This is a genomic window from Kytococcus sp. Marseille-QA3725, assembly GCF_054950055.1.
This window is the reverse complement of record NZ_JBUCLA010000002.1, coordinates 642,447-664,717: the sequence shown is the minus strand read 5'-3', so window position 1 is coordinate 664,717 and position 22,271 is coordinate 642,447. Positions and strand designations below refer to the sequence as shown.

20 protein-coding genes are annotated in these 22,271 nt (G+C 72.1%); 6 read left to right on the top strand and 14 right to left on the bottom strand.

All coding sequences use genetic code 11. The annotated features are described in order from the left end of the window. Window positions 1–4: 4 nt before the first annotated feature. Entirely contained in the window at window positions 5–1,858 is a 1,854-nt protein-coding gene (locus ACY8FT_RS11260) for an ABC transporter ATP-binding protein (RefSeq protein WP_462418980.1), read from the bottom strand. Between the two features lie 107 nt (window positions 1,859–1,965). Here ACY8FT_RS11260 and ACY8FT_RS11255 point away from each other — a divergent pair, with 107 nt between their 5' ends. The 3 genes from ACY8FT_RS11255 (at window position 1,966) to ACY8FT_RS11245 (ending at window position 4,467) form a co-directional block, all read left to right on the top strand. Further along, window positions 1,966–3,183 carry a sensor histidine kinase gene (locus ACY8FT_RS11255; protein ID WP_462418979.1) on the top strand — a complete coding sequence of 406 codons (1,218 nt, stop codon included), beginning with the start codon at window positions 1,966–1,968 and terminating at the stop codon, window positions 3,181–3,183. Then, a complete protein-coding gene (locus tag ACY8FT_RS11250; protein ID WP_462418978.1) occupies window positions 3,180–3,827 on the top strand; it encodes a response regulator transcription factor in 648 nt (215 codons plus the stop codon). The genes ACY8FT_RS11255 and ACY8FT_RS11250 overlap by 4 nt, the downstream gene beginning before the upstream one ends. 172 nt (window positions 3,828–3,999) lie before the next feature. Then, window positions 4,000–4,467, top strand: coding sequence for a hypothetical protein (locus ACY8FT_RS11245; protein ID WP_462418977.1), 468 nt, complete (start codon window positions 4,000–4,002; stop codon window positions 4,465–4,467). 6 nt (window positions 4,468–4,473) lie between these two features. Here the strand turns inward: ACY8FT_RS11245 and ACY8FT_RS11240 are convergent, their stop codons facing one another. From ACY8FT_RS11240 to ACY8FT_RS11195, 10 genes are all read right to left on the bottom strand, one after another. Continuing rightward, on the bottom strand, window positions 4,474–5,091 hold the full coding sequence (locus ACY8FT_RS11240) for a class I SAM-dependent DNA methyltransferase (RefSeq protein ID WP_462418976.1): 618 nt from the start codon (window positions 5,089–5,091) through the stop codon (window positions 4,474–4,476). 125 nt (window positions 5,092–5,216) lie between these two features. Further along, entirely contained in the window at window positions 5,217–6,557 is a 1,341-nt protein-coding gene (locus tag ACY8FT_RS11235; RefSeq protein ID WP_462418975.1) for an aspartate aminotransferase family protein, read from the bottom strand. Between the two features lie 31 nt (window positions 6,558–6,588). After that, window positions 6,589–7,794, bottom strand: coding sequence for a M20 metallopeptidase family protein (locus ACY8FT_RS11230; protein WP_462418974.1), 1,206 nt, complete (start codon window positions 7,792–7,794; stop codon window positions 6,589–6,591). Beyond that, window positions 7,791–8,924 carry an amidohydrolase family protein gene (locus tag ACY8FT_RS11225; RefSeq protein ID WP_462418973.1) on the bottom strand — a complete coding sequence of 378 codons (1,134 nt, stop codon included), beginning with the start codon at window positions 8,922–8,924 and terminating at the stop codon, window positions 7,791–7,793. Before ACY8FT_RS11225 ends, ACY8FT_RS11230 begins: the two co-directional genes overlap by 4 nt. 7 nt (window positions 8,925–8,931) lie before the next feature. Further along, a complete protein-coding gene (locus ACY8FT_RS11220; protein WP_462418972.1) occupies window positions 8,932–10,248 on the bottom strand; it encodes a type I glutamate--ammonia ligase in 1,317 nt (438 codons plus the stop codon). A 5-nt stretch (window positions 10,249–10,253) separates the two neighbouring features. After that, window positions 10,254–11,714: an APC family permease gene (locus tag ACY8FT_RS11215; RefSeq protein ID WP_462418971.1), complete on the bottom strand. Its 1,461-nt coding sequence runs from the start codon at window positions 11,712–11,714 to the stop codon at window positions 10,254–10,256. Between the two features lie 57 nt (window positions 11,715–11,771). Then, window positions 11,772–12,746, bottom strand: coding sequence for a MurR/RpiR family transcriptional regulator (locus ACY8FT_RS11210; RefSeq protein ID WP_462418970.1), 975 nt, complete (start codon window positions 12,744–12,746; stop codon window positions 11,772–11,774). After that, complete coding sequence (gene ctlX, locus ACY8FT_RS11205; RefSeq protein ID WP_462418969.1) at window positions 12,743–13,771, bottom strand: citrulline utilization hydrolase CtlX; 1,029 nt, start codon at window positions 13,769–13,771, stop codon at window positions 12,743–12,745. Before ctlX ends, ACY8FT_RS11210 begins: the two co-directional genes overlap by 4 nt. Window positions 13,772–13,828: 57 nt before the next feature. After that, window positions 13,829–14,113, bottom strand: a complete 285-nt coding sequence (locus ACY8FT_RS11200) for a GNAT family N-acetyltransferase (RefSeq protein ID WP_462418968.1) — start codon at window positions 14,111–14,113, stop codon at window positions 13,829–13,831. A 61-nt stretch (window positions 14,114–14,174) separates the two neighbouring features. Next, entirely contained in the window at window positions 14,175–16,688 is a 2,514-nt protein-coding gene (locus ACY8FT_RS11195; protein ID WP_462418967.1) for a phosphoketolase family protein, read from the bottom strand. Between the two features lie 213 nt (window positions 16,689–16,901). Here ACY8FT_RS11195 and ACY8FT_RS11190 point away from each other — a divergent pair, with 213 nt between their 5' ends. The 3 genes from ACY8FT_RS11190 to ACY8FT_RS11180 all read left to right on the top strand — a co-directional run bounded on the left by ACY8FT_RS11190 (window position 16,902) and on the right by ACY8FT_RS11180 (window position 20,705). Beyond that, the gene (locus tag ACY8FT_RS11190; protein WP_462418966.1) at window positions 16,902–18,440 is read left to right on the top strand and encodes a S8 family serine peptidase; all 1,539 of its coding nucleotides are present in this window, start codon (window positions 16,902–16,904) and stop codon (window positions 18,438–18,440) included. A 91-nt stretch (window positions 18,441–18,531) separates the two neighbouring features. Continuing rightward, window positions 18,532–19,011: a glutathione peroxidase gene (locus ACY8FT_RS11185; protein WP_462418965.1), complete on the top strand. Its 480-nt coding sequence runs from the start codon at window positions 18,532–18,534 to the stop codon at window positions 19,009–19,011. 158 nt (window positions 19,012–19,169) lie between these two features. Next, on the top strand, window positions 19,170–20,705 hold the full coding sequence (locus tag ACY8FT_RS11180; RefSeq protein WP_462418964.1) for a S8 family serine peptidase: 1,536 nt from the start codon (window positions 19,170–19,172) through the stop codon (window positions 20,703–20,705). Window positions 20,706–20,732: 27 nt separating this feature from the next. Here ACY8FT_RS11180 and ACY8FT_RS11175 read toward each other — a convergent pair whose 3' ends face one another. The 3 genes from ACY8FT_RS11175 to ACY8FT_RS11165 all read right to left on the bottom strand — a co-directional run bounded on the left by ACY8FT_RS11175 (window position 20,733) and on the right by ACY8FT_RS11165 (window position 22,166). Further along, window positions 20,733–21,005, bottom strand: coding sequence for a hypothetical protein (locus ACY8FT_RS11175; RefSeq protein ID WP_462418963.1), 273 nt, complete (start codon window positions 21,003–21,005; stop codon window positions 20,733–20,735). A 22-nt stretch (window positions 21,006–21,027) separates the two neighbouring features. Further along, window positions 21,028–21,420, bottom strand: a complete 393-nt coding sequence (locus ACY8FT_RS11170) for a VOC family protein (RefSeq protein ID WP_462418962.1) — start codon at window positions 21,418–21,420, stop codon at window positions 21,028–21,030. Window positions 21,421–21,722: 302 nt separating this feature from the next. Next, window positions 21,723–22,166 (bottom strand): cytidine deaminase family protein, encoded by a 444-nt coding sequence (locus tag ACY8FT_RS11165; RefSeq protein WP_462418961.1) that lies wholly within the window; start codon window positions 22,164–22,166, stop codon window positions 21,723–21,725. Between the last annotated feature and the right edge of the window lie 105 nt (window positions 22,167–22,271).

Below are 22,271 nucleotides of genomic sequence, written 5' to 3'. Positions count from 1 at the left end.
GCCGTCAGCCCGCCAGGGCGAGCTCGGCGTAGACGCCCCCGCGGGCCAGCAGCTCGGCGTGCGTCCCGCGCTCGACGACCCGCCCCTCGTCGAGCACGACGATCTCGTCGGCCTGCTCCACCGTCGAGAGCCGGTGCGCGATCGTGAGGGTCGTGCGCCCCTGCGCCAGGCCGTCCAGCGCGGTCTGCAGGGCCCGCTCCGTCTCGTTGTCCAGCGCGCTGGTCGCCTCGTCGAGCACCAGCACGGGCGGGTCGCGCAGGACGGTGCGGGCGATGGCGATGCGCTGCTGCTCCCCGCCGCTGAACCGGTAGCCGCGGGAGCCCACGAGGGTGTCCAGGCCGTCGGGCAGGGACGCGACGAGGTCGGCCACCTGGGCGGCCGCGAGCGCCCGCCAGAGCTCGGCCTCGGTGGCGTCGGGGGCGGCCCGCAGCAGGTTCTCCCGGATGCTGGCGTGCACCATGTAGGTCTCCTGGCTCACCACGCCGACGACCGCCGCGAGGGCCTCGGGGTCCAGGTCGCGCAGGTCCACCCCGTCGAGGGTGACGCGCCCGGAGGTCGGGTCGTGCAGCCGCGCCACCAGCGAGGCCACGGTCGACTTGCCGGACCCGGTGTGCCCCACGAGCGCCACCGACCGACCGGCCGGGACCGTGAGGGCGAGCTCGTGCACGGCGTCGCGGTCTCCGCCCTCGTAGCGGAAGCTCACCGCCTCCAGCCGCAGGTCGCCGCGCACGGACGCGGGGTCGAGCTCCACCGGGTCGGCAGGGGCCGCCACCTCGGGCTCCAGGTCGAGGTACTCGAAGATGCGGCTGAACAGCGCCATCGAGCTGACCACCTGCGCGCCGACGTTCATGAGGCCCATGAGCGGCCGGAAGATGCCGGCCTGCAGCGTGGTGAAGGCGATGAGGGTGCCGATGGTCATGCCCCCGGAGGTGGCCGGCAGCCCGGCTGCCAGGTAGATGGCGGCGGGCACGGCCGCGAAGACGATCTGCATGCTGGCCATGCGCCAGCGCCCCGCCAGCTGGCTGCGCATCTCCAGGTCGATGAGGCCGTGGCTCACCTCCTCGAAGCGTTCGGCGTCACGGCGGGTGGTGCCCAGTGTCTTGGCCAACCGGATGCCGCTGACGCTCAGCCCCTCCTCGATGCGGTGGTGCAACTCGGCCAGCCCCGCCTGCTGCTGGGCCGTGATCCTCCGCCTCAGCAGCGCCACGGTGCGCGTCAGCCACGCCGCGGGCGGCACGACCACCAGCGAGATGAGCGCCAGCCGCCAGGAGAGCGCGAACATCGCCACCAGCGTGGCCACGGCGGTGGTGAGGTTGCTGGCGATCGACGTGGCCGTGGTCGTCACGACGCCCTGCATGCCACCGACGTCGTTGATGAGGCGCGACTGCACCTCTCCCGCCCGGGACCGGGTGAAGAACGCGAACGACTGGCGCTGCAGGTGGGTGAACAGCCGTGTGCGCAGGTGGTGCATGACCTCCTGGCCCACCCGCGAGGCCACCCAGGTCTGCACCACGCCGAGCAGCGCCGTGACCGCAGCGACCCCGACCATGCCGCCGACCACCGCGAGCAGCAGCGGGACGTCCTGCCGTGGGATGGCGACGTCCACCGCCTCGCGCACGAGGAAGGGCTGCGCCATGGAGACCACGGAGGCAGCCACGATGAGCAGGGTGACGAGCGCCAGGGCGCGCCGGTGCGGGCGGAAGAGCACGGCGACGCGACGGTGGTCGACCGGGCGCTCACGCAGCTGGGCGCGGTCGGTCGCGCTGATGCGGCGGGCGCCGCGACCGGGCGGTGGGCCGCCGGGGGTGGCGCCCGGTGCGGTGGGGATGCTGATGGACGCCTCCTGCAGGCCGGGCACGGGCCCGCGCTCGCAGCGGACCCCGGAGGAGAACGTCAGGGCCCGTGAGCCTGTTCCTCAGCCGGGTGGGGCGTCGGCCGGGTGAGCCCGGCAGGCAGGATGTGCCCATGCTGACCCGGCGCGCTCCCACCCCTCGCTTCCGGACGGCCACCGACCGGGCCGTGCGCCAGTTCGCCCTGTACTCGCGGGTCTCGATGGCGTGCGTGCTGGTGTTCTTCCTGGGCATCGCGGCGTTCATGGCCTGGGCCACCCTGCCCACCGTGCGCTGGGTGGTCCTCCCGGGGCTGGGGGTGCTGCTGGCGTGCTCGGTCTGGCTGACCCGGGACGCCCTCCCGTTGCGCGAGGAGCGGCGCACGACCGGCGCGTCCTGGGCTCCGGTCGTCGGCGCCGTGGCAGCCTCCCTGGTCCTGGCGGTGGCTCCGGCCTGGGGCCAGGACCCCGGACAGGGGCTGCCCGTGCTCGGCTACGTCCTCCTGGTGCTGGCCACGGTGCTGGGGCTGGCCGTGCACTGGCGCTGGAGCGCGCCCCTGAGCCTGGTGCCGGTGGCGGGGGCCCTGCTGGCCTCGCTGGCCCACCCGGACCTCCTCGGTCCGCTCATGGCGCTGTCCGCGCTGATGACGACCCTGGGGCTGGTGATCGGCTACTTCAGCGCGTGGAGCATGGACGTGGTGCGCCGGCAGGGCCAACACCACCAGGTGGCGGCGGACCTGGCGGTGGCCGAGGAACGACTGCGCTTCAGCCGCGACCTCCACGACGTGCTGGGCCGCACCCTCTCGGTGGTCTCCCTCAAGAGCGAGCTGGCCGCCGAGCTCGCCCGGCGCGGGGACGGGGAGGCCGCTGCCCGTGAGATGGACGCCGTGCGCGGCGTCACCCACGACGCCCTGAGCGACCTGCGCGGGGTGGTGCGCGGGTACCGTCAGATGGACCCGACCACCGAGCTCACCGGTGCAGTGGCCCTGCTCCGGTCCTCCGGGGCCGAGGTCCGGGTCGACGGTGAGGAGCGCCTCGGGCCGCACGAGGACTGGCCCGCCGCCACCGCCGAGGCCGTCGGCTGGGTGCTGCGCGAGGGCGTCACCAACATCCTGCGCCACTCCGACGCCCGACAGGTGACACTCGCCGTGAGCCCGCAGGAGGCTGCCGTGCGGCTGGACCTGACGAACGACCGCCCCCGCGGTGACTCCACCGGCGCCGGGCACGGTGGGGCCGGGACCGGACTGACCGGGCTGCGCGAGCGCGTGACCCGGGCGGGTGGCCGGGTGACCACCGACCGCGCCGCCGACCGCTTCACCCTCACCGCGGAGCTGCCCACCCTGGAGGCCCGATGACCCCGCGCCGCACGACCGACGAGCACTCCCCCGGCGACACGATCCGCGTGCTGCTGGTGGAGGACGAGACCCTCATCCGCGAGGCGCTGGCCTCGCTGCTGTCCCTGGAGGACGACCTCGAGGTGGTGGCGCGGGCGGGCTCCGTCACCGAGGCCCACGCGGTGCTGCGCAGCACGCAGGTGGACGTCGCCCTGCTGGACCTGCAGCTGCCCGACGGCAACGGCATCGACCTGGCCGTGCACCTGGCGCAGGAGCAGCCGGACGCCGCCAGCCTGATCATCACCAGCCACGGGCGGCCCGGGTACCTCAAGCGCGCCCTGGAGAACGGGGTGCGCGGGTTCCTGCCCAAGACCGTGGGGCGGCGCTCGCTGGTGGAGGCCGTGCGCACGCTGGCCGAGGGCGGCCGGTACGTGGACCAGGAGCTCGCGGCCGACGCCCTGGCCGCCGGGGCCTCCCCGCTGAGTGCCCGCGAGGCCGACGTGCTGGAGCTCTCGGCGGACGCGGCGCCGGTGGAGGAGATCGCCCAGCGCGCCCACCTGTCGCAGGGCACGGTGCGCAACTACCTCTCGGCGGCCGTCGCCAAGACGGGCACCTCCAACCGGCACGAGGCCGCCCGGGTCGCCCGCACCAAGGGGTGGATCTGAGCGCGTCGACCTTGCACGGCCCCGGTGAGCCCGGCCGCACGGCCGCAGCGCCTGACATCCGTCACCTGTCACCCGTGAGGAGCCGGGGTGCGACGAGTGCCCTCGCTCACCACCCGCACGGCCGGCGCGGGGTGAGGCTGGGGGCACCATCCCGACTCCCCCGGAGGTCACCGTGCTGGAGAGCCTGCAGAGCTTCACCGAAGGACTGCCGCCCGCGCTGCAGTGGGCCGGCGTCGCCCTGGTCAGCGCCATCCCGTTCGTCGAGAGCTACTTCGGCTCGGTCATCGGCGTCATGGCCGGCCTGCACCCCGCGGCGGCCATCCCGGTGGCGATCGTGGGCAACGCGCTCTCGATGGTGGTGATCGTCAGCCTGGCCGGCAAGGGCCGTGACCTGGTGGCGGCGGACGCGGCCGACGAGAGCCCGCGCCGGGCCCGGTTCCGCCGGGCCTTCGACCGCTGGGGCGTCCCCGGGGTCTCCCTGCTCGGGCAGACGATGCTGCCCAGCCAGATCACCTCGGCGCTCATGGTGGGCCTCGGCGCCGACCGCCGGGCGGTCATCGTCTGGCAGTGCGTGAGCATCACGCTGTGGGGTACCGCCTTCGGACTGCTCGCCGCCGCCGGCGTGCAGCTCATCGCCTGATCGGGCTCAGTCCTCCCGGCGGGCGGTGGCCAGGAAGGCGGGGTAGTCGCCGTCGGGCCTGCTGATGGTCGTGCCGTCGCGCACGTCCACGTCGACGAAGCCGGCATCGGCCAACCACACGGCCAGCTGCTCGCGGTCGAACCCGTGGTGACCGTCGAAGTCGTCCAGGTGGGCGTGGAACGACCCGTCCGGGTCGCTGTCCAGGTCCAGCACCGCCAGCTGGCCGTCGGCGGCCAGCAGACCGCGCAGGGCCGTGAGCACCGGCGGCACGTCCGGCAGGTGGTGCAGCACCAGGCTGCACACCACCAGGTCGAACTGCTCGGCCGGCGACTCCTCCCGCGTGAGGTCGAGCTGCCACACGCGCGCACCGCCCGGCAGCTGCCCGGCGGCGGCCTTCTGCCGCATCACCTCGACCATGCCGGTGGAGGCGTCGGCCAGCGTCACCGGACCGACCCGGTCCGCGAGCGCCGTGGCCACCAACCCGGTGCCCGCGCCGTACTCCAGCAGGCGCTCGTCGCCCTGCAGCGGGAGGGCGGAGGCCACCGCCTCGGCGATGCGGACCGACTCCTCCCGCTTGCCGGGCTTCTCGTCCCAGTCGGCCGCGCGTTCGTCGAAGTGATTCACGCACTCGTGGTGGTCGTGTTGGCCAGACGCGTGGTCGGGGTGCATCGGTGGGACTCCTCGGGTGGTCGAGGCACCAGTCCGACCCTGAGGGGCCGGTGGCACAGTGATCGGGGATGGGGCCGTGTTCACCACCCGGAGTATGCCCGCAGGACGGCCGGGTCGACCTCACCACGAGCCGCCGAGTCAAGGGCGTCCAGCAGGCGACCGACCGCGCGCTCCAGCTCGTCGGCCGTCATCGTGAGGGCGGGTGTGATCTCCAGGACGTTGCCCCGCACCGGGTAGGCCACCACCCCGTGCTGCCACCCTGCGTAACTGGTCGCTGCCGCCAGTTCCGGATCGGGCTCGGTGGTGCCGGGCACCACCAGCTCGAGACCGATGAGCAACCCCCGCCCCCGGACGTCACCCACGGCACCAGCGCCCGGCCGTCCCGAGCCTGCGTGCTCCCGCAGCAGATCACGCACCCGCTCCCCGGCGTGCACGGCCCGCTCCGTGATGGCCCCGTCGCGCAGGAGGCCCAGCACCGCCCGGCCCGCAGCGCAGCAGACGGGGTTGCCGACCGTCGTCATGAGGGCACTGGCCACCGGCTCCCCCAGCGTGCTCGTCGGCCCGACCGCCGCGGAGAGGGGGAGGCCGTTCCCGAGCGCCTTGCCGAGGGTGACCAGGTCCGGCACGACGTCCTCGTGCTGGTGGGCCAGGAGGTGCCCGGTCCGCCCGAGGCCGGCCTTCACCTCGTCGACGACCAGCAGTGCGCCGTACTCGTCGGCCAGGTCACGCAGACCGGTGAGGAACCCGTCCGGCGGAAGCACCACGCCACCGTCGCACTGCACCGGTTCCACCATGAGCGCAGCCACGTCCCCCGCTGCGAGCGCATCCGCGACGACCGCAAGGCTGCGCTCGAGCAGGTCGCCAGGGCACCAGGGCCGGTAGGGATCGGGGTAGGGCACGAGTGTCAGGCCCTCCTCCGCCTCCACGCCTGCCTCCACGTGGACGCCGGAAACTCCCCGGGACCGACCGATCCCGCCGTGGTACCCGCCCTTGAAGGCGACGATCCGTCGTCGCCCGGTGGCGTGACGGGTCGCGGCGACAGCGACGTCGTTCGCGTCCGAGCCGGCGTGACCGAGGTACACCTGCCGATCGTCACCGCGCGTGGGCACGAGGTCGAGCAGGTCCCGGGCGAGGCCGACCGCGCCCGGGTGGGCTCCTGAGAGCAGGGACCCGCCCGGCGGGTGCGCTGCTGCCCGGCTCACGGCCTCCACCACGTCGGGGTGCCCCAGGCCCAGACCCGTCGCCGTCCAGCTGGCGCTGAGGTCGAGCACCTCCCGACCTTCGGGCGTCGTGAGCACAGACCCCTTCCCGTGTTCGGCCACCTGGGGGAAGAAACGGAGCTTCTCCACCCCGGCGAGGAGTTCCTCGTCGGCGGCGTACCACCGGGCGTCGGTCCTCGGCTCCTGCCACGGCTCGGTCATCAGTTGCTCCTCCGGTCAGCGGGTCCCACGATCACGTCTCCGGTGGCACCAGACGTTCCACCGCACCCAGGTACCCCGCGACCATCGCCCGGGCCACGTCCCGCACCGCGTCGTCGGTGGGCAGGAAGGTGGCGGTGTGCAACTGCGGGGGCTCGACGTGGCCGGCCACCGTCACGCCCACGAAGGCCATGACCGAGGGCACCTGCTCGCAGAAGTAGGAGAAGTCGTCGGCCCCCAGTGAGCGCATCGGCTCGGTGGGCTCAGCCCCCGACCTGACCAACCAACGGTCCATGCACTCGACCAGGCCCGGATCGTTCTCGAGCACCGGTTCCCCCGCGACGACGTCCACCTCGGCCGTCACGCCGAAGACCCGGGCCTGGCTCTCCACCGCCCGTCGGACCTCCCGGAGGACGACCTCCCGGTCCGTGGCGTCGGTCGTGCGCAGGGTGGCCAGGGCGAGGGCCCGTTCGGGCAGGACGTTCGCGCTCTGCGCCCCGGCGCTCACGTGGCCGACGGAGAGGGTCGCCGGTCGCATCGGCGAGACGTGTCGGCGGACCACCTCCTGCAGGGCCAGCACACTGTGGGCCAGCGCGGCCACGGTGTCGGCTGCCCGGTGGGGGTAGGCGCCGTGGCCACCCCTGCCGGAGAGTTCGATCCGGATCTCGTCGGCAGCGGCGTTGACCACCCCACCCCCCGTGGCCACCGCACCCGGGGGGACCGCCGGGTGCACGTGGGCGCCGACGGCCGCGCCGACCTGCCAACGGCTCAGGGCCCCCTCCTCGACGGCGTCCCGGGCCCCGGAGGGATAGGTCTCCTCCCGCGGCTGCAGCAGCGGAACCAACCCCAGCGGCAGGTCCAGCCCGGCGGCGGCGCGCACCACCGCGATGAGGGCCGCCAGGTGCACGTCGTGCCCGCAGGCGTGCATCGCACCGTTCGTCGCGGCACAGTCGGCCCCGGTCTCCTCGACCACCGGCAGGGCGTCGAGCTCACCCCGCACGAGCACCGAGGGCCCCGTGGCCGGCCCGATGCGGCCGACCCGGCCGGTCTCGGCGACGCGTTCCATCGTCAGGCCGAGGGCCTTCTCCACCCGGGCCGCGGTGTCCTCCTCGTTGCCCGAGAGCCGCGGGTCGGCATGGACCTCGCGCCGCAACCGGAGCGCCGCCTCGAGCTCACCGTCCACCGCCGTCAACCACCGGGTCTGCAACTCGGCGAGGTCGGTCGTGCGGACGCCCCTCATGCTTCCCCGACCCGGGTGATGGTGGCCACCCGGTCCAGCTCGTAGACGCGCCGGGCGTTCTCGGACCCGATCATCCGAGCCACCCGGAGCTGCTCGTCGACGGGCCATCCCGCACGCTCGCCCCAGGACTGCAGGGCCGCAGCCAGTCCACGCCGGAAGAGCAGGGCCCCGAGGTGGTAGAGCTCCGCCGCCCCGAAGGCGTCAGAGGAGAAGAGCGCCTTGTGGAAGGGCGTCAGCTCAAGCGACTCGGCGATGACCTGCGCCGACTGCGCCCCGGTGAAGTTCACGGCCAGGCCGACGTCGCAGTACACGTGCTCGAAGACGTGGGCCAGGTAGCCGGCCTCCCGGTGGTACGGGTAGCAGTGCAGGAGGGTCCACAGTGCCCCGCTGCCCCGACTGCGACGCAGCAGCTCGGTCATGAGCAGGGGGTTGCAGCGGTGGAGGTCGACATCCGGGTCGCCGTAGCCGACGTGCACCTGGATCGGCACACCCCGGTCGATGGCCTCCCAGAGTCCGAAGCGGATGACCACCGGGTCCTCCAACCGGAGCCCCCGGTTCCCGTCAGCGGTCCACTCCTGCACGGCCCGGACCACCTCGGCCTCGTCCGGGCGTTCCGGGTCCAGGTCCAGACCGGCCCGGTAGGCGGCGATCGTCTTGACGCCGACGGAGGTCCGCAGGGCCCGGTCCAGCGCCGACCGAAAGGCGGCCGGGTAGTCCTCGGCCCCGGCCCGGCCGGCGACCTGTTCGGCGAGCACTTCCAGTCGAGTGACCTCGGCGAAGCCTGCTCCGGCCAGTTTTCCCATCTGCGCCGGGGAGAGGATGTCGTCCGAGCGGTGTCCGGTCTCGATGATGTAGTTGCCGATCCGTGCCGCCCGCAGCAGACGACGGTTGACCTCCTGGGGCCCCAACCCCCCGCGGCGTGCCACGTACTCCTCCGGCGCAGCGAAGGGAGGCAGGTCCAGCACCGGCGCGCACTCGCGGCGCACGGCGAAACCCAATTGGGTGTCGAAGAAGCTGGTCCCCGGCGGCGCCGGGGCATCCGACTCGGTGAGCAGGTCCTCCAGGCCCGCCCGGTCCGGGGAGACGGTCACCACGCCGTGGCAATGGTGATCCACCAGGTCCAGGGTCATCAGCTGCTCAGTAGACACGGGCGTACCACTCACAGGTCTCGGAGTCACTCAGCGATGCCACTTCGGCCAGCTCCTCTCGCTTGATGGTCAGGAAGGTCTCCACGAGGTCCGGGGCGAACCACCCACGGACCTCCTCGTCACCGGCGAACAGCTCCAGTGCTTCCTCCAGGGAGTGGGGGAAGTCAGGGATTCCGGCCGAGGAGTCGGAAAGGTCCACCTCCCCTTCCCGCACCAGGGCCGGTTCGACTCCCTGGCGCACTCCCTCGAGCCCGGCGCGCAGGACGATGCCCAGCAGCAACCACGGGTTGGCGCCGGCGTCACCACCGCGAAACTCGAGGTGCAGTTGTGGCTCCGGGTCGCGGCCTCCGATCTCGACGGTGGGGCACAGTCTCAACAGGGCCTCCCTGTTGTGCAGCCCCACGAAGATGCCGGCCGATGCCCATTGGTTGGGCCGCAGCCGCAGGTAGGACGCGGAAAGCGGGGCGAAGAGCGCCGCCAATGAACGGGCCCGCTGCAGGATGCCCGCCGCGAACTGACCACCCGTCTCCGAGAGGCGTCCGGGACGGGAGTCGTCGAAGAAGACGTTCCGACCGTCGGCGTCGCTCAGGCTGAAGTGCACGTGCACGCCGTTGCCCGACTCACCGGGGATGAGCATGGGCGTGAACGATGCTCGGTGACCGGCCGAGGCGAACACGTCGCGCACGAGATCCCGCACCACGATCGCCCGGTCGGCGGCACTGACGGGGTCGGTCGGTCGCATCGTCACCTCGTACTGGTGCAGACCGTACTCCGGCAACCAGTTCTCCGGTTCCAGGCCGGCGGCCTGCATCGAGGTGACCACCCGGGAGCCGAGTGGCTCCGCGGCCCGGTGACTCCTCCAGGAGAAGGGGTGGTGGGTGTCATTGGCGTCTCGATCCATGAACTCGTGCTCGAAGGAGGCCTTCACAGTCACGCCAAGCTCCGCCTGCAGCGCCTTCACCGTGTCGCGGAGGAAGGTCCGGGGGCAGCAGTCCCACGGATCACCACCGGTGGTGATGACATCCGCGAACACCACCGTGGTGTCGGGCTTCCCGGAGACCCCGGTGATCGGGTAGCTGGCCGTGGAATCCGGCCGGAGCCGGAGGTCTCCGGTCGAACCGAAGGGGATCTTCTCTGCGATGTGGCCACCGGTCCCGATGCCGATGTTGGCCGGTACCCAGCCGGTGGTCTCGCCCGGCCTGAGCTGGTCAGTGGGGAGGGCACGACCCTTGGTGATGGCGGTGAGATCGCTGGTGGCAACGAAGGTGAGTGGGGTCAGGGCATCTGTTGACGGGTTCTCGTTCACGGTTCTCACTCCAGGTCCTCAACCGTCAGGCGAGCGCCGATGCGCTCTGCCAGACGGGGCTTGACGAAGATGACGACGGCACCCAGGAGGCACCAGACCCCTGCGAGCCAGGGGAAGTAGGTGTAGGGGGCCTCTTGCCCGGTGACCTGCACGAGGTACACGTAGGCCAGATAGACGAGGCCGAGGACGGGAGCGACGGCCTCCCAGCGCCGGATCGGTGAACCTGGGCGGAAGGTGTGGCGCAACACACCCACGGAGGTCATCCCGTAGGCCACGACCATGCAGAGGGTGGCGATGGTGGCGTACCAGTAGTAGACCTCCACCGAGCCACCGCCCAGGAGCGCGAGCAGGAAAACCAGGGCCAGGGTCAGCCCGACCACGGTGACCGTCGCCGTGGTCGGCACCCCGGTTCGCACACCGGCACGGGCCAGCGCAGCGGGTCCGAAGCCGTCCCGTGCCAGGGCGAAGAGCAGCCGAGCGGCGGCCGCCGTCGAGCTCAACAGCGAGGCCAAGGCCACGAGGAAGGCCACCACCGAGATGAGGATCGCGAACCAGCGCCCGATGTAGGTGGCCCCGAGTTCGGTGAGCGTCGAGCTCGCTCCGGCGAAGGCCTCCTGCCCGGCGGCGTCGGTGCCGTAACCGATGGTCTGCGCGAACATCACGAAGGTGTAGAGCACCCCGGCGAGCACGACGGCGATGAGCAGGGCCCGCGGGATGGTGCGCTTGGGCTCCCGGGACTCCTCGGCCAGCGAGGTGCCCGACTCGAACCCGGCCCAGGAGAGGAATCCGAAGACCGAGGCCGTTATGACCGCGTTCCACGAGTTCTCCCCGGGGGTCAGGGTGGACAGGTCCACACCGTTGGAGACGGGTGCGGCCCCGGATGCCACCTTGGTGACGATCACGAGGGCGAGTGCCAGCATCGCCAGGATGCCGGCCATGCCGATCACCAAGAGGGTCCGCGTGGTGACGGTGGACTCACGCAGGTTCAGGAGGAGGGTCAGCAGGGCCACCACGACCGGCACGAGCAGCCAAGCCCGGTCCGGCATGGCGACGCTGACCTGCTGCATCATCGCCTCGAAGAAGACCGCGCACGCGCCGGCGATGCAGGCGGCGAAGAAGAGGTAAGTACCCAGCAGCGCGAACCCGCCGAAGAAGCCGGCGCGCGGACCGAGGGTGACGCCGGCCAGTGCGTAGACACTCCCGACGTGGGTGAAGTAGCGAGTCAGGCGCACGAAGGCGTAGGCCACCAGCATCGTGCCCAGAAAGGACACCAGGAAGGTGAACGGGACCGCAGTGCCCACGAGCCCCGCGATGCCGATGCCGTTGAGCGACATCGCCATGACCGGACCCATGAAGCCGACGGACAGGGCGGAGACCTCCCAGACACCCAGTCCGCGGCCGGTGGCCCCGAGCTGAGTCTCCTCGACGGTCCTCGCGGTCCGAGCTGGATCGCTGGATGTGTTCATGACCACATGAAACAGATCCAACATCCGCTGGGTCAATGGTCCGTTACGAAACGTTTATTACTTCGGGCTCGGGGGCTCCCGACCCGGCGCAGCCTGCTCTCCGGGCCCACCCTCCGGAGACATGGCCGACGGTGATTGGGGGTCCAGTTGCTCCCGCAGGGCCTCCAGCTCCTCCACCCGGTGACGGCCTCGGTCACCGAGGCTCTCCGTGACCGCGGTGATCACCGCCTCGACCAACGCCATGCCCGGCACCAGGGAGTCGAATGGGGACGGCGACTCGACGCGGGTGGGAAGCACCACCTCGGCCATCTCGGCCACCGGCGAGAGCCAGGGGTCGGTGAACAGAACGATGCGCGCTCCACCTGCGGCAGCCTGCTCAGCCAGGCGCACCGTACTCGGGTCGTGGCGCCGGAAGTCGAACACGACCAGCAGGTCCTGATCGGTGGCGTCCCCTACGAGGGCCACCCTCGAGAACTCGTCGCCGGGCACGGCACGGACCCCGGGGCGCAGCCAGCGCAGGTGCGCCACGAGATAGTCGCTCAGCACGTGGCTGAAACGTCCACCGACCACATGCACCCTCATCTCCGGGGAGCACAACATCTCGACCGCCCGCTCGAACTCACTCGGCGGCAACGCCCGGAAGGTCTCCTCGAGACGAGCGGTGTATGCGCCTGCCACGAAGGGCAGGAGATCGTCTCCCCTGGGCACCTCCCTCCCCTGCGCATACTGCTCCACAGGGGAGCCCATACGGTCCTGGACCTCCCGCATGAGCGCGTTCTGGAAGTCCGCATACCCCGCGAAACCAAGGCGCCCGACGAAGCGCACCACCGTGGGAGCACTGACCCCCGCCCTAGAGGCGAGCGCGGCCACCGTCTCGAGACCGGCCGTCGGGTAGAGCGACAACAACGCACGCCCCACCTTGCGTTCACCGGCGCTGAGTTCCCCCAGCCCCATCCGGATGCGCTCGTCGACGGTGAGGGCCTCAGCGTGCTGACCCCCCTCCCTCTCGGCGGCGGCTCCGGCCCCGCTCACGCCTGGGGACCGTCGACGTCCTGGCCGTCCTGGGTGGTCGGGAACTCGTCGATGGCGCGGACGGCCTCGGTGAACTCCTGCTCCACGTCGCGACGGCGGTCCAGGTGGATGCCGGCGATCATGCACCGCACCGACCCACCGGCCAGCTCGATGGTGGGGATGTCCACCGCCACGATCCTGCAGGACTCCTCGATGGCCTCCACCTGCGCGTCGCTCAGCGAGCGGCGGGCGCGGCCCGACATCGCCATGATCCGCTGCGGCCGACCCTCGGCGTCGCGACCCATCAGCTCGATCGCGTTGCCCGCGAACTCGCGCACCTGCTCCTCGGTGATCTCGACGATCCTGCGGCCGTTCACCGTGAGGCGCTCACCCACGGCCCAGCGGCGCCTTTCGTCGGGGATCATGTCCATGGCGAACAGGGCCACGTCCGTGCCGATCGCGGCCATGACGTTGGTGTGGTAGACGGGGACGCCCGCGGAGTCGACGGCGTCGAAGGCCATGGGCTCGTAGTTGAAGTCGGCGCAGAAGCGCTCCAGCACCATCTCGTCGGCGCGGTGGCTACGAGCGGTGTAGGCCACGCGGGAGACGTGGTCCAGCACCATCGCGCCGGTGCCCTCGAGGAAGATGCCGTCGGGCTCCAGGCCCGAGTAGTCCACGATCGTCTGCACGCGGTAGGTGCTCTTGAGCATCTCCAGCACGTCCGTGCGGCGCTCGAGGCGGCGGTTGGAGGCGTACATCGGGTAGACCGCGACGTAGCCACCGGCGTGCGTGGAGACCCAGTTGTTCGGGAAGACGCTGTCGGGGCGGGTCTGCTCGTCGTCCTCGAAGACGTGGACGGTCACGCCCGCCTCCCGCAGCGCGGCGGCCAGGGCGTCCATCTCGGCGATGGCCTGCTGCGACACCGCCGAGGCCTCGGTGCCCGCGGCGACCTCGGACTGGAAGGCGTTGTCCGCCGCGGTGGAGGGGTTGGGCGTGAAGTTCAGCGCGCGGATCAGGATGACGCTCGAGGGGGCCTGTGCACTCATGGGGAGGAACTTACCGGCCACCGCGGCGCTGCCCCGCATCCGCGGCCCGGCACCGGTTCAGCCGACCAGCAGGTCGGAGTACCGGGGGTCCTCCTCCACCACCCTGCGGACGTAGGAGCAGTCCGGGCGCACGGTGCGGCCGGCCTCCCGGGCGGCCTGCAGGCCCGCCTCGACGACGACCCGCGCCACGCCCCGGCCGCGGAAGTCCGACAGCGTGACGGTGTGCGGCATCACCTGGACGCCGTCGGTGATCTCGTACTCGGTGAAGCCGGCGAGCTCGTCGCCGATCAGCCCCTCGAAGCGCTGCTCGGCGGTGTTGTCGCGGACGGTGATGTCGGTCATCGCCCCAGCGTGGCACGAGGCCGCCCCCGGGTGGGAGCGGCCTCGTGGTGGGTGTGACGCGTCAGTCGTTGTCACCACCGGTGTCGTCCATCCGGGCCGCGTTGGCGTCGACGTCCGCCTCGTCCTGGACGTCGGCCCACTGCCAGCCGGCGACCTCGGGCAGGTCCACCCCGTGCTCGTAGGCGTGCGCGCGGGCCTGCAGGCGCTTGTCCTCCAGCCGCTGACGCAGCCCGCCGTACCGGGCGCGCAGGCCCGGCACGTGGTCCAGCACGTCCATCACCAGGTGGTACCGGTCGAGGTCGTTGCGCATGAGCATGTCGAAGGGCGTGGTGGTGGTGCCCTCCTCGACGTAGCCGCGCACGTGGAAGTCCTCGGTGGTGTCGTTGCGGTAGACCAGCCGGTGGATGAGCCACGGGTAGCCGTGGTACGCGAAGACCACCGGCGTGCCCTGCGGGAACAGGGCCCGGAAGGCCTCCGCCGAGAGCCCGTGGGGGTGTTCGCTCTCGTCCTGCAGGCGCATCAGGTCCACCACGTTCACCACCCGCACCTTCAGCTCCGGCAGCTCCTCCTGCAGCAGCTGGGCGGCGGCCAGCACCTCGATGGTGGGGATGTCACCGGCGCTGGCGAGCACCACGTCGGGCAGCTCGCCGTCCTCCACCGAGCCGGCCCACTCCCAGGTGCCGATGCCGCGGGTGCAGTGCGCGATGGCCTCCTCCATGGACAGCCACGTGGGGGTGGGCTGCTTGCCGGCGACCACGACGTTGACGTACTGCCGCGAGCGCAGGCAGTGGTCCATCGTCGAGAGCAGGGTGTTGGCGTCCGGCGGCAGGTACACCCGGATGATCTCGGACTTCTTGTTCACCACGTGGTCGATGAAGCCCGGGTCCTGGTGGGAGAACCCGTTGTGGTCCTGCCGCCACACGTGCGAGCTGAGCAGGTAGGTCAGCGAGGCCAGCGGCCTCCGCCACTCGATGTCGTTGGTGACCTTCAGCCACTTGGCGTGCTGGTTGAACATCGAGTCGACGATGTGGATGAACGCCTCGTAGCTGCTCATGAGCCCGTGGCGGCCGGTGAGCAGATAGCCCTCCAGCCATCCCTGGCACTGGTGCTCGCTGAGCATCTCCATGACGCGCCCGGACGGCCCCATCGGCTCGCCGGCGTCGTTGGCCTGGTAGCTGCCCATCCACTGCTTCTGCGTCACCTCGTACACGTCCTGCAGGCGGTTCGAGGCGGTCTCGTCCGGGCCGAAGAGGCGGAAGTTGTCCAGGTTGGCGGCCATCACGTCACGCAGCCAGGCGCCCATGCGGCGGGTGGGCTCCACCACCTCGGCACCGCGCTCGGGCACCTCGACGGCGTGGTCGCGGAAGTCGGGCAGGCGCAGGTCGCGCAGCACGGCGCCGCCGTTGGTGATCGGGTTGGCCGACATCCGCAGCGTGCCCTCGGGGGCGGTCCCGGCGATCTCCGGGCGCAGTGCGCCGGACTCGTCGAACAGCTCCTCCGGACCGTAGGACTGCAGCCAGTCCTCCAGGACAGCCAGGTGCTCGGGGGTGTCCCGGGCGTTCGACAGCGGCACCTGGTGGGCGCGCCAGTGCCCCTCGGTCTGCTTGCCGTCCACCTCCTTGGGGCCGGTCCAGCCCTTCGGGGTGCGGAACACGATCATCGGCCAGGCCGGGCGGTGCGACTCCGGCACCGACCCGTCCGCGGCGCCGGCGTCCTGGCCCTGCGCGGCGCGCTCGGCGGCCTCGGCCTTGAAGCGCGCGATCATGTCCAGCGCCTCGTCGAGCACGGCCGCGAAGCGCTGGTGGACGCTGATCGGGTCCTCGTCGTCGAAGCCCGCCTCGAAGAACAGCGGCGTGTGACCACAGCCCTTCATGAGGGCGGCCAGCTCCTCGTCGGGGATCCGCGCGAGCACCGTCGGGTTGGCGATCTTGTAGCCGTTCAGGTGCAGCACCGGCAGCACGACGCCGTCGGTGTGCGGATTGAGGAACTTGTTCGAGTGCCACGCCGTGGCCAAGGGGCCGGTCTCGGCCTCGCCGTCGCCCACCACGGTGAACGCCAGCTGGTCGGGGTTGTCGAACACGGCGCCGTAGGCGTGCGAGAGCGAGTAGCCCAGCTCACCACCCTCGTGGATGGAGCCGGGCACCTCCGGGGACACGTGCGAGGGGATGCCGCCGGGGAAGCTGAACTGCTTGAACAGCTTCTGCATGCCGTCGGCGTCCTGCGTGATGCCGGGGTAGATCTCGCTGTAGGTGCCCTCCAGGTAGGAGGAGGCCACCAGGCCGGGCCCGCCGTGACCGGGGCCGGTCACGTAGAAGGCGTTCAGCCCGCGCTGGCGGATGGCGCGGTTGGCGTGGGCGTAGAGGAAGTTGAGCCCCGGGGTGGTGCCCCAGTGGCCCAGCAGGCGGGACTTCACGTGGTCCTCGTGCAGCGGCTCGCGCAGCAGCGGGTTGTCCAGCAGGTAGATCTGCCCCACAGAGAGGTAGTTGGCCGCGCGCCACCACTGGTGGATGCGCTCGGCCTCCGCGGCGTCGAGAGGGGTGGAGGGTCGGTCGGGCCAGGTGGAGGGTGCGGTCACAGCGGCTCCTCGGAGTGGTCGAGCTCCCGGGGCGGCGGGCCCGGGTCCCATCACTCGCCACGCTAGCGGTCACGACCGACCGTGGTCAGTCCCCGGTCGGTCACACCCGACGCTGCCCAACACCTTGGAAGATCCTGACCAACGCGTGGTCCGCTCCGTGGCCGTGAGGAGTCACCATCAGGTGACCCCTCACACGCTCCTCAGGAGGACTCCATGCGTCGCACCCTCGCACTCACCACCCTGATCGCCCTGGCCACCACCTGCGCCCCGGCCGCCACCGCCGCCGACGCCCCCGTCCAGGCGGACCTGCAGCCGCGCGTGGCCGCAACCACCGACGGCGGGCTGGCCGACGACCACCGCTCGAGCACCCGCATCCAGCTGAAGCTGGCCGAGGGCACCTCCCCCGAGGCGCTGTCCGGCACCCTGTCCGCCGCCGGTGACGACGCCGTCTCCTCGCTGGCGGCCGCGGGCACGCTGCGCGACCTGCGCCCGATGGTGGACCGCCCCGCCTCCGACCTGCGCGCGCTGAAGGCCACCGCCGCGCAGCGCTCCGGCGCCGAGCAGGCGGACATGTCGCTGTGGATGCTGGCCGAGGTGGACGCGGCGGACATGGACGAGGCGCTCGCCGACCTGAATGCCGACCCGGACGTGGAGGTCGCGATGGCCCAGCCGCTGCCGGCACAGGAGCCGCTCGTCGACCAGCAGGCCGTGGCCACCACGCCCCTGGCGGGGCTGCGTGCCGACGGGGCCGACCCCGTGAACACGCTCGCCACCCCGGACTTCACCGACCGCCAGGCCTACCGCGGCCCGGCCAGCGAGCAGGGCATCGAGGCCCTGGCCGGCCACGAGCTGCCCGGCGGCAAGGGCAAGAACGTCAACGTGGTCGACGTGGAGTACAACTGGCACCGCGACCACGAGGACCTCACCCCGCTGGCCCGCGACGGCGCCCTGCTGGAGACCGGCACCCCCGACCCGCAGTACGGCTCGCACGGCACCGCCGTGATGGGCGAGATCGTGGGGCAGGAGAACGAGTTCGGCGTCACCGGCATCGCCCCGAGCGCCACCCCGTTCATGTCGAACGCCATCAGCCTGGAGAACGGCTGGACCCCGGGCGCCGCCATCGCGCTGGCCGCGGAGAAGATGGAGGCCGGCGACGTCATCCTGCTGGAGCTGCAGGTCAACGGCTGCGGCGGCGGGTACGCCCCGGTCGAGTTGGACCCGGCCTCCTACGACGCCATCAAGACCGCCACCGCCAAGGGCATCCACGTGGTCGAGGCCGCCGGCAACGGCACGCAGGACCTCGACTCGGGCTGCTACGGCGGCGAGGGCTTCCCCGACGGCAAGGGCGACTCCGGCGCCATCATCGTCGGAGCCGGCGCCGGGTCGCGCTCGGGCGCCACGCCCGGCTCGCGGCTGGACTTCAGCACCTACGGCTCCCGCGTGAACGTGCAGGCCTGGGGCGAGACCGTGACCAGCGCCGGGTACGGCGACCTCCACGGGTCGGACCAGACCACCTACTACACGGACGGCTTCTCCGGCACCTCCTCGGCCTCCCCGATCGTGACCGGCGCCGTCGCGCAGATCTCCTCCATCGCCGAGGAGCGCGGCGTGGAGCTCGACCCGGCCGCCATGCGCGACCTGCTCGTGGAGACCGGCACCCCGCAGCCCGAGGGCGACAGCGGGAAGATCGGCCCGCTGCCCAACGTCAAGGCCGCGGCCGACAGTCTGGGCGAGGGCGGCGGCCAGGAGTGATCTGACCCTCCCGCCCACGAGGGGGCCGCTGCCCGCCCCCCGGCAGCGGCCCCCTCGTGCGTCCCGGCAGGACTGGAGGACACTGGAGGGCATGACGACCCTCCACGACTTCACGGCCACGACCATCGACGGGCAGGAGCGCTCCCTGGGTGACTACGCCGGCCAGCTCGTGCTGGTGGTGAACACCGCCAGCGAGTGCGGGCTGACCCCGCAGTACGAGGACCTCCAGGAGCTCCACCGCGAGCACGCGGACGACGACTTCGAGGTGCTGGGCTTCCCCTGCAACCAGTTCGGCGCACAGGAGCCCGGCAGCGAGGAGCAGATCGCCGACTTCTGCCAGAAGAACTACGGCGTCACCTTCCCGATGTTCGCCAAGGTGGACGTCAACGGCGAGGACGCCCACCCGCTCTTCGCCTGGCTGCGCGAGCAGTCCGGCGGCGAGGACATCGAGTGGAACTTCACCAAGTTCCTCGTCGACGGCGAGGGCAACCTCGTGAAGCGCTACTCGCCGAAGACCATCCCGGCGGAGATGGGCGGGGACATCACCCGCCTGCTCGAGATCGGCGGCTGAGGGCCCACCGCGACGGCCCGGTTCTCCGCCCCACGGGGCGGGAAACCGGACCGTTCCCACATCTTGGGCAACTCCTGAGTCGGGCTTGGTCCGCCCGGCGGCGCGGCGGATCATCATCAGAGGGTCCCCACACATGCCCTCTCCACAGGAGCAGATCCATGCGTCGCACACTCGCCGTCACCACCCTCCTCGCCCTGGCCGCCACCGGCGCCCCGGCGGCCACCGCCGCCCCCACCGGCGCGGACGGCACCGACACCACCGCCCTCCAGCCCCGCGTGAGCGCCTCCTCCGAGGCGATGGCCCCCGAGGGCCAGTCCTCCACCCGCATCCAGGTGAAGCTGGCCGAGGGCACCTCGACCGAGGCGCGCTCCAGCGCCCTGGCGGCCGAGGGTGACTCCGCCGTCGCCGCCCTGGCCCGCGACTCCCGCCTCACCGACGTGCGCCCGATGGTGGACCTGCCCGCCTCCACGCTGAAGGACCTGAAGACCACCGCGCAGGCGCGCTCCGGTGCCGAGCAGGCGGACATGTCCCTGTGGCTGGTCGCCACCGTGGACGAGGGCTCGATGGACGAGGTGCTCCGCGAGCTCGAGGCCGACCCCGCCGTCGAGGCCGCGATGCCGCAGCCGCTGCCGGTGGAGCCGCCGCGTGCCGGAGTGACCGACCCGGCCGCCGGGCTGCGCAGCGACGCAAGCACGCCGGTGAACCCGCTGGCCACCCCGGACTTCACCGACCGCCAGGCCTACCGCGGCCCGGCCAGCGAGCAGGGCATCGAGGCCCTGGCCGGCCAGGAGCTGCCCGGCGGCAAGGGCAAGAACGTGGCCGTCGCCGACGTGGAATTCGGCTGGACGTACGAGCACGAGGACCTGACCCAGCTGGCCCGCGAGGACGCCCTGATCCCCAACGGCACCCCCTCCTACAGCTACCCCGAGCACGGCACGGCCGTGATGGGCGAGATCGTCGGCGACGAGAACGAGTTCGGCGTCACCGGCATCGCCCCGGAGGCCACCGCCCACGTCGCCAACGCGGTGAGCGCCGAGGCCGGCTTCACCCCCGGCGCCGCCATCACGGCCGCGGCCGAGAGGCTCGAGGCCGGCGACGTCATCCTGCTGGAGCAGCAGCTCAACGGCTGCGGCGGCGGGTTCGCCCCGGTGGAGATCGACGCAGCCGCGTACGACGCCATCAAGGCGGCCGTGGCCAAGGGCATCCACGTGGTCGAGGCCGCCGGCAACGGCGCCCAGAACCTGGACGACTCCTGCTACGGCGGTGAGGGCTTCCCCGATGGCAAGGGTGACTCCGGCGCCATCATCGTCGGTGCCGGCGCCAGCTCGCGCAGCGGCTACGAGCCCGGCTCGCGCCTGGACTACTCGACCTTCGGCTCCCGCGTGAACGTGCAGGGCTGGGGCGAGATGGTGGCCACCACCGGGTACGGCGACCTGCAGGGCGGCGACGAGACCGTGCAGTACACCGACCAGTTCTCCGGCACCTCGTCGGCCTCCCCGATCGTGACCGGGGCGGTCGCGCAGATCTCCTCCATCGCCGAGGAGCGCGGCGTGGAGCTCGACCCGGCCGCCATGCGCAAGCTGCTCATGGAGACCGGCACGGAGCAGGCCGGTGACACCAGCACCCACATCGGCCCGCTGCCCAACGTCAAGGCCGCGGCCGAGAGCCTGGGCGAGGGCGGCGGCCAGGAGTGAGCCGACCGAGCCGGGGCTGAGCGCGGCTCAGCCGTCGAACGCCGGCCGGGTGAACCGCCCGGTCGCGAAGGGGCCGCCCACGTGGGCGGCCTCTTCGGCGTCCTCGGGCCGGGCCTCGATGCGGTCGGCGAACGTCTCCGCGTCGTCCTGTGGCTCGTAGCCCAGTGCCCGGCCGGGCTCCAGGTCCCACCAGGCACGCGTGTTGGCGCTGGTGCCGTAGAGCACGGCGAAGCCCGGGTCGGGGGTGGTCAGGCCCTCCACGACGAAGGTGCCGACGGCTCCTGTGACCAGGACGCGCATGGGGAACTCCTCTCGGTGGGTGTCAGGACCGCTCGCGCTCGGCGGGTGATCGCAGGATGCAGAACTCGTTGCCCTCCGGGTCGGCCAGCACCAGCCAGCCGAGGCCGTCCGGGGTGCGGTGGTCCTCGACCGCCGTGGCGCCCAGTCCGAGCACGCGCTGGATCTCCTCGTCGCGGGTGACGCCGTCACGCGGGCGGAGGTCGAGGTGGAGGCGGTTCTTCACCCGCTTGGCGTCAGGCACCTCGAGGAACAGGATCACGTGCCCGGTGTCCGGGTCCTGGATCGCGCGCTCCTCGTGGCCCGGCTCGTTCGGGTCGTCGGGGTCCGTCTCGTACCCGAGCAGCGTGCGCCACCACTCGGAGAGTGCGTAGGCGTCGAGGCAGTCGACGCTGGTGTGCGACACGAAGCAGGTCATGCCGGTCAGCCTCGCCAAGGGGGAGCCCGTGGACAAGGGGTGTTCAGTCCACGCCTGCGCGCCGGGCACGAAGGGAGGCCACGTGCCAGGGGTCGTCCACGCGGCGGGCAGGCCACGAGGGCCGCAGCCGCCGACCCGACGCGCTCAACTGCTGGCCGACTCGGTGAAGGGTGGAGTGACGCGCCGTCGAGGGCGCGTCACCCCACCCTTCACCGCGTTGACCCGCACCTGTCCGCGTCAGGTGCCGCAGTCACCTGCGCGACTCCGCATCGTCGCGGTGGCGTCGTGCGGGAGGACGGGCATCAGACCTCCTGGGCGGAACTGGCCCGGTACGAGCCGGGCAGCAGGTCGGCAACGGCCACCGACACCGGCTCCCCACCCTCGGGCCCGGGCACGATCACCCGGCACCACGGGTGGTAGTCGCTGAGCACCTGCCGGTCCCGACCGCACGGGGCCAGCACGCCGCGGCCGAAGTCACCCACCGCCACGATGGCGCCGACCTCCCGGGCACCTTGGGCGCGTGCCGCCCCGAGCGCCACGAGCTCAGCGCACGGGCCGCCGGTGAAGTGGTAGAGGTTCACCCCCACGTGCACCCGCCCGCTGCCGTCGCGGACGGCCGCCCCCACCGTGTGCACCCCGTCGGACTCGGGCTCGGTGGTGTCCCTGTGCGCTTCGATGGTGCGCGTCGCCGCCGCCACCAGCTCGCGATCGGCGTCGTCCAGGGGGCGGGCACTTGGGAAACTCATGCCCCCATCGTGCCGGAGCCCGGGCCGGAACACGCCGTGACCAACTCGTTCGTGTCCTTGCAGCCCGACAGCACCACCCGGCTCTAGATTCAGCTCACTGCGGCC

Coding starts and splice junctions, on each gene's coding strand:
- ACY8FT_RS11175 (WP_462418963.1), bottom strand. CDS start 21,005: ATGCGCGTCCTGGTCACAGGAGCCGTCGGCACCTTCGTCGTGGAGGGC.
- ACY8FT_RS11200 (WP_462418968.1), bottom strand. CDS start 14,113: ATGACCGACATCACCGTCCGCGACAACACCGCCGAGCAGCGCTTCGAG.
- ACY8FT_RS11225 (WP_462418973.1), bottom strand. CDS start 8,924: ATGACCCTGGACCTGGTGGATCACCATTGCCACGGCGTGGTGACCGTC.
- ACY8FT_RS11165 (WP_462418961.1), bottom strand. CDS start 22,166: ATGAGTTTCCCAAGTGCCCGCCCCCTGGACGACGCCGATCGCGAGCTG.
- ACY8FT_RS11235 (WP_462418975.1), bottom strand. CDS start 6,557: ATGACCGAGCCGTGGCAGGAGCCGAGGACCGACGCCCGGTGGTACGCC.
- ACY8FT_RS11185 (WP_462418965.1), top strand. CDS start 18,532: ATGACGACCCTCCACGACTTCACGGCCACGACCATCGACGGGCAGGAG.
- ACY8FT_RS11170 (WP_462418962.1), bottom strand. CDS start 21,420: ATGACCTGCTTCGTGTCGCACACCAGCGTCGACTGCCTCGACGCCTAC.
- ACY8FT_RS11215 (WP_462418971.1), bottom strand. CDS start 11,714: ATGAACACATCCAGCGATCCAGCTCGGACCGCGAGGACCGTCGAGGAG.
- ACY8FT_RS11230 (WP_462418974.1), bottom strand. CDS start 7,794: ATGAGGGGCGTCCGCACGACCGACCTCGCCGAGTTGCAGACCCGGTGG.
- ctlX (WP_462418969.1), bottom strand. CDS start 13,771: ATGAGTGCACAGGCCCCCTCGAGCGTCATCCTGATCCGCGCGCTGAAC.
- ACY8FT_RS11180 (WP_462418964.1), top strand. CDS start 19,170: ATGCGTCGCACACTCGCCGTCACCACCCTCCTCGCCCTGGCCGCCACC.
- ACY8FT_RS11250 (WP_462418978.1), top strand. CDS start 3,180: ATGACCCCGCGCCGCACGACCGACGAGCACTCCCCCGGCGACACGATC.
- ACY8FT_RS11255 (WP_462418979.1), top strand. CDS start 1,966: ATGCTGACCCGGCGCGCTCCCACCCCTCGCTTCCGGACGGCCACCGAC.
- ACY8FT_RS11190 (WP_462418966.1), top strand. CDS start 16,902: ATGCGTCGCACCCTCGCACTCACCACCCTGATCGCCCTGGCCACCACC.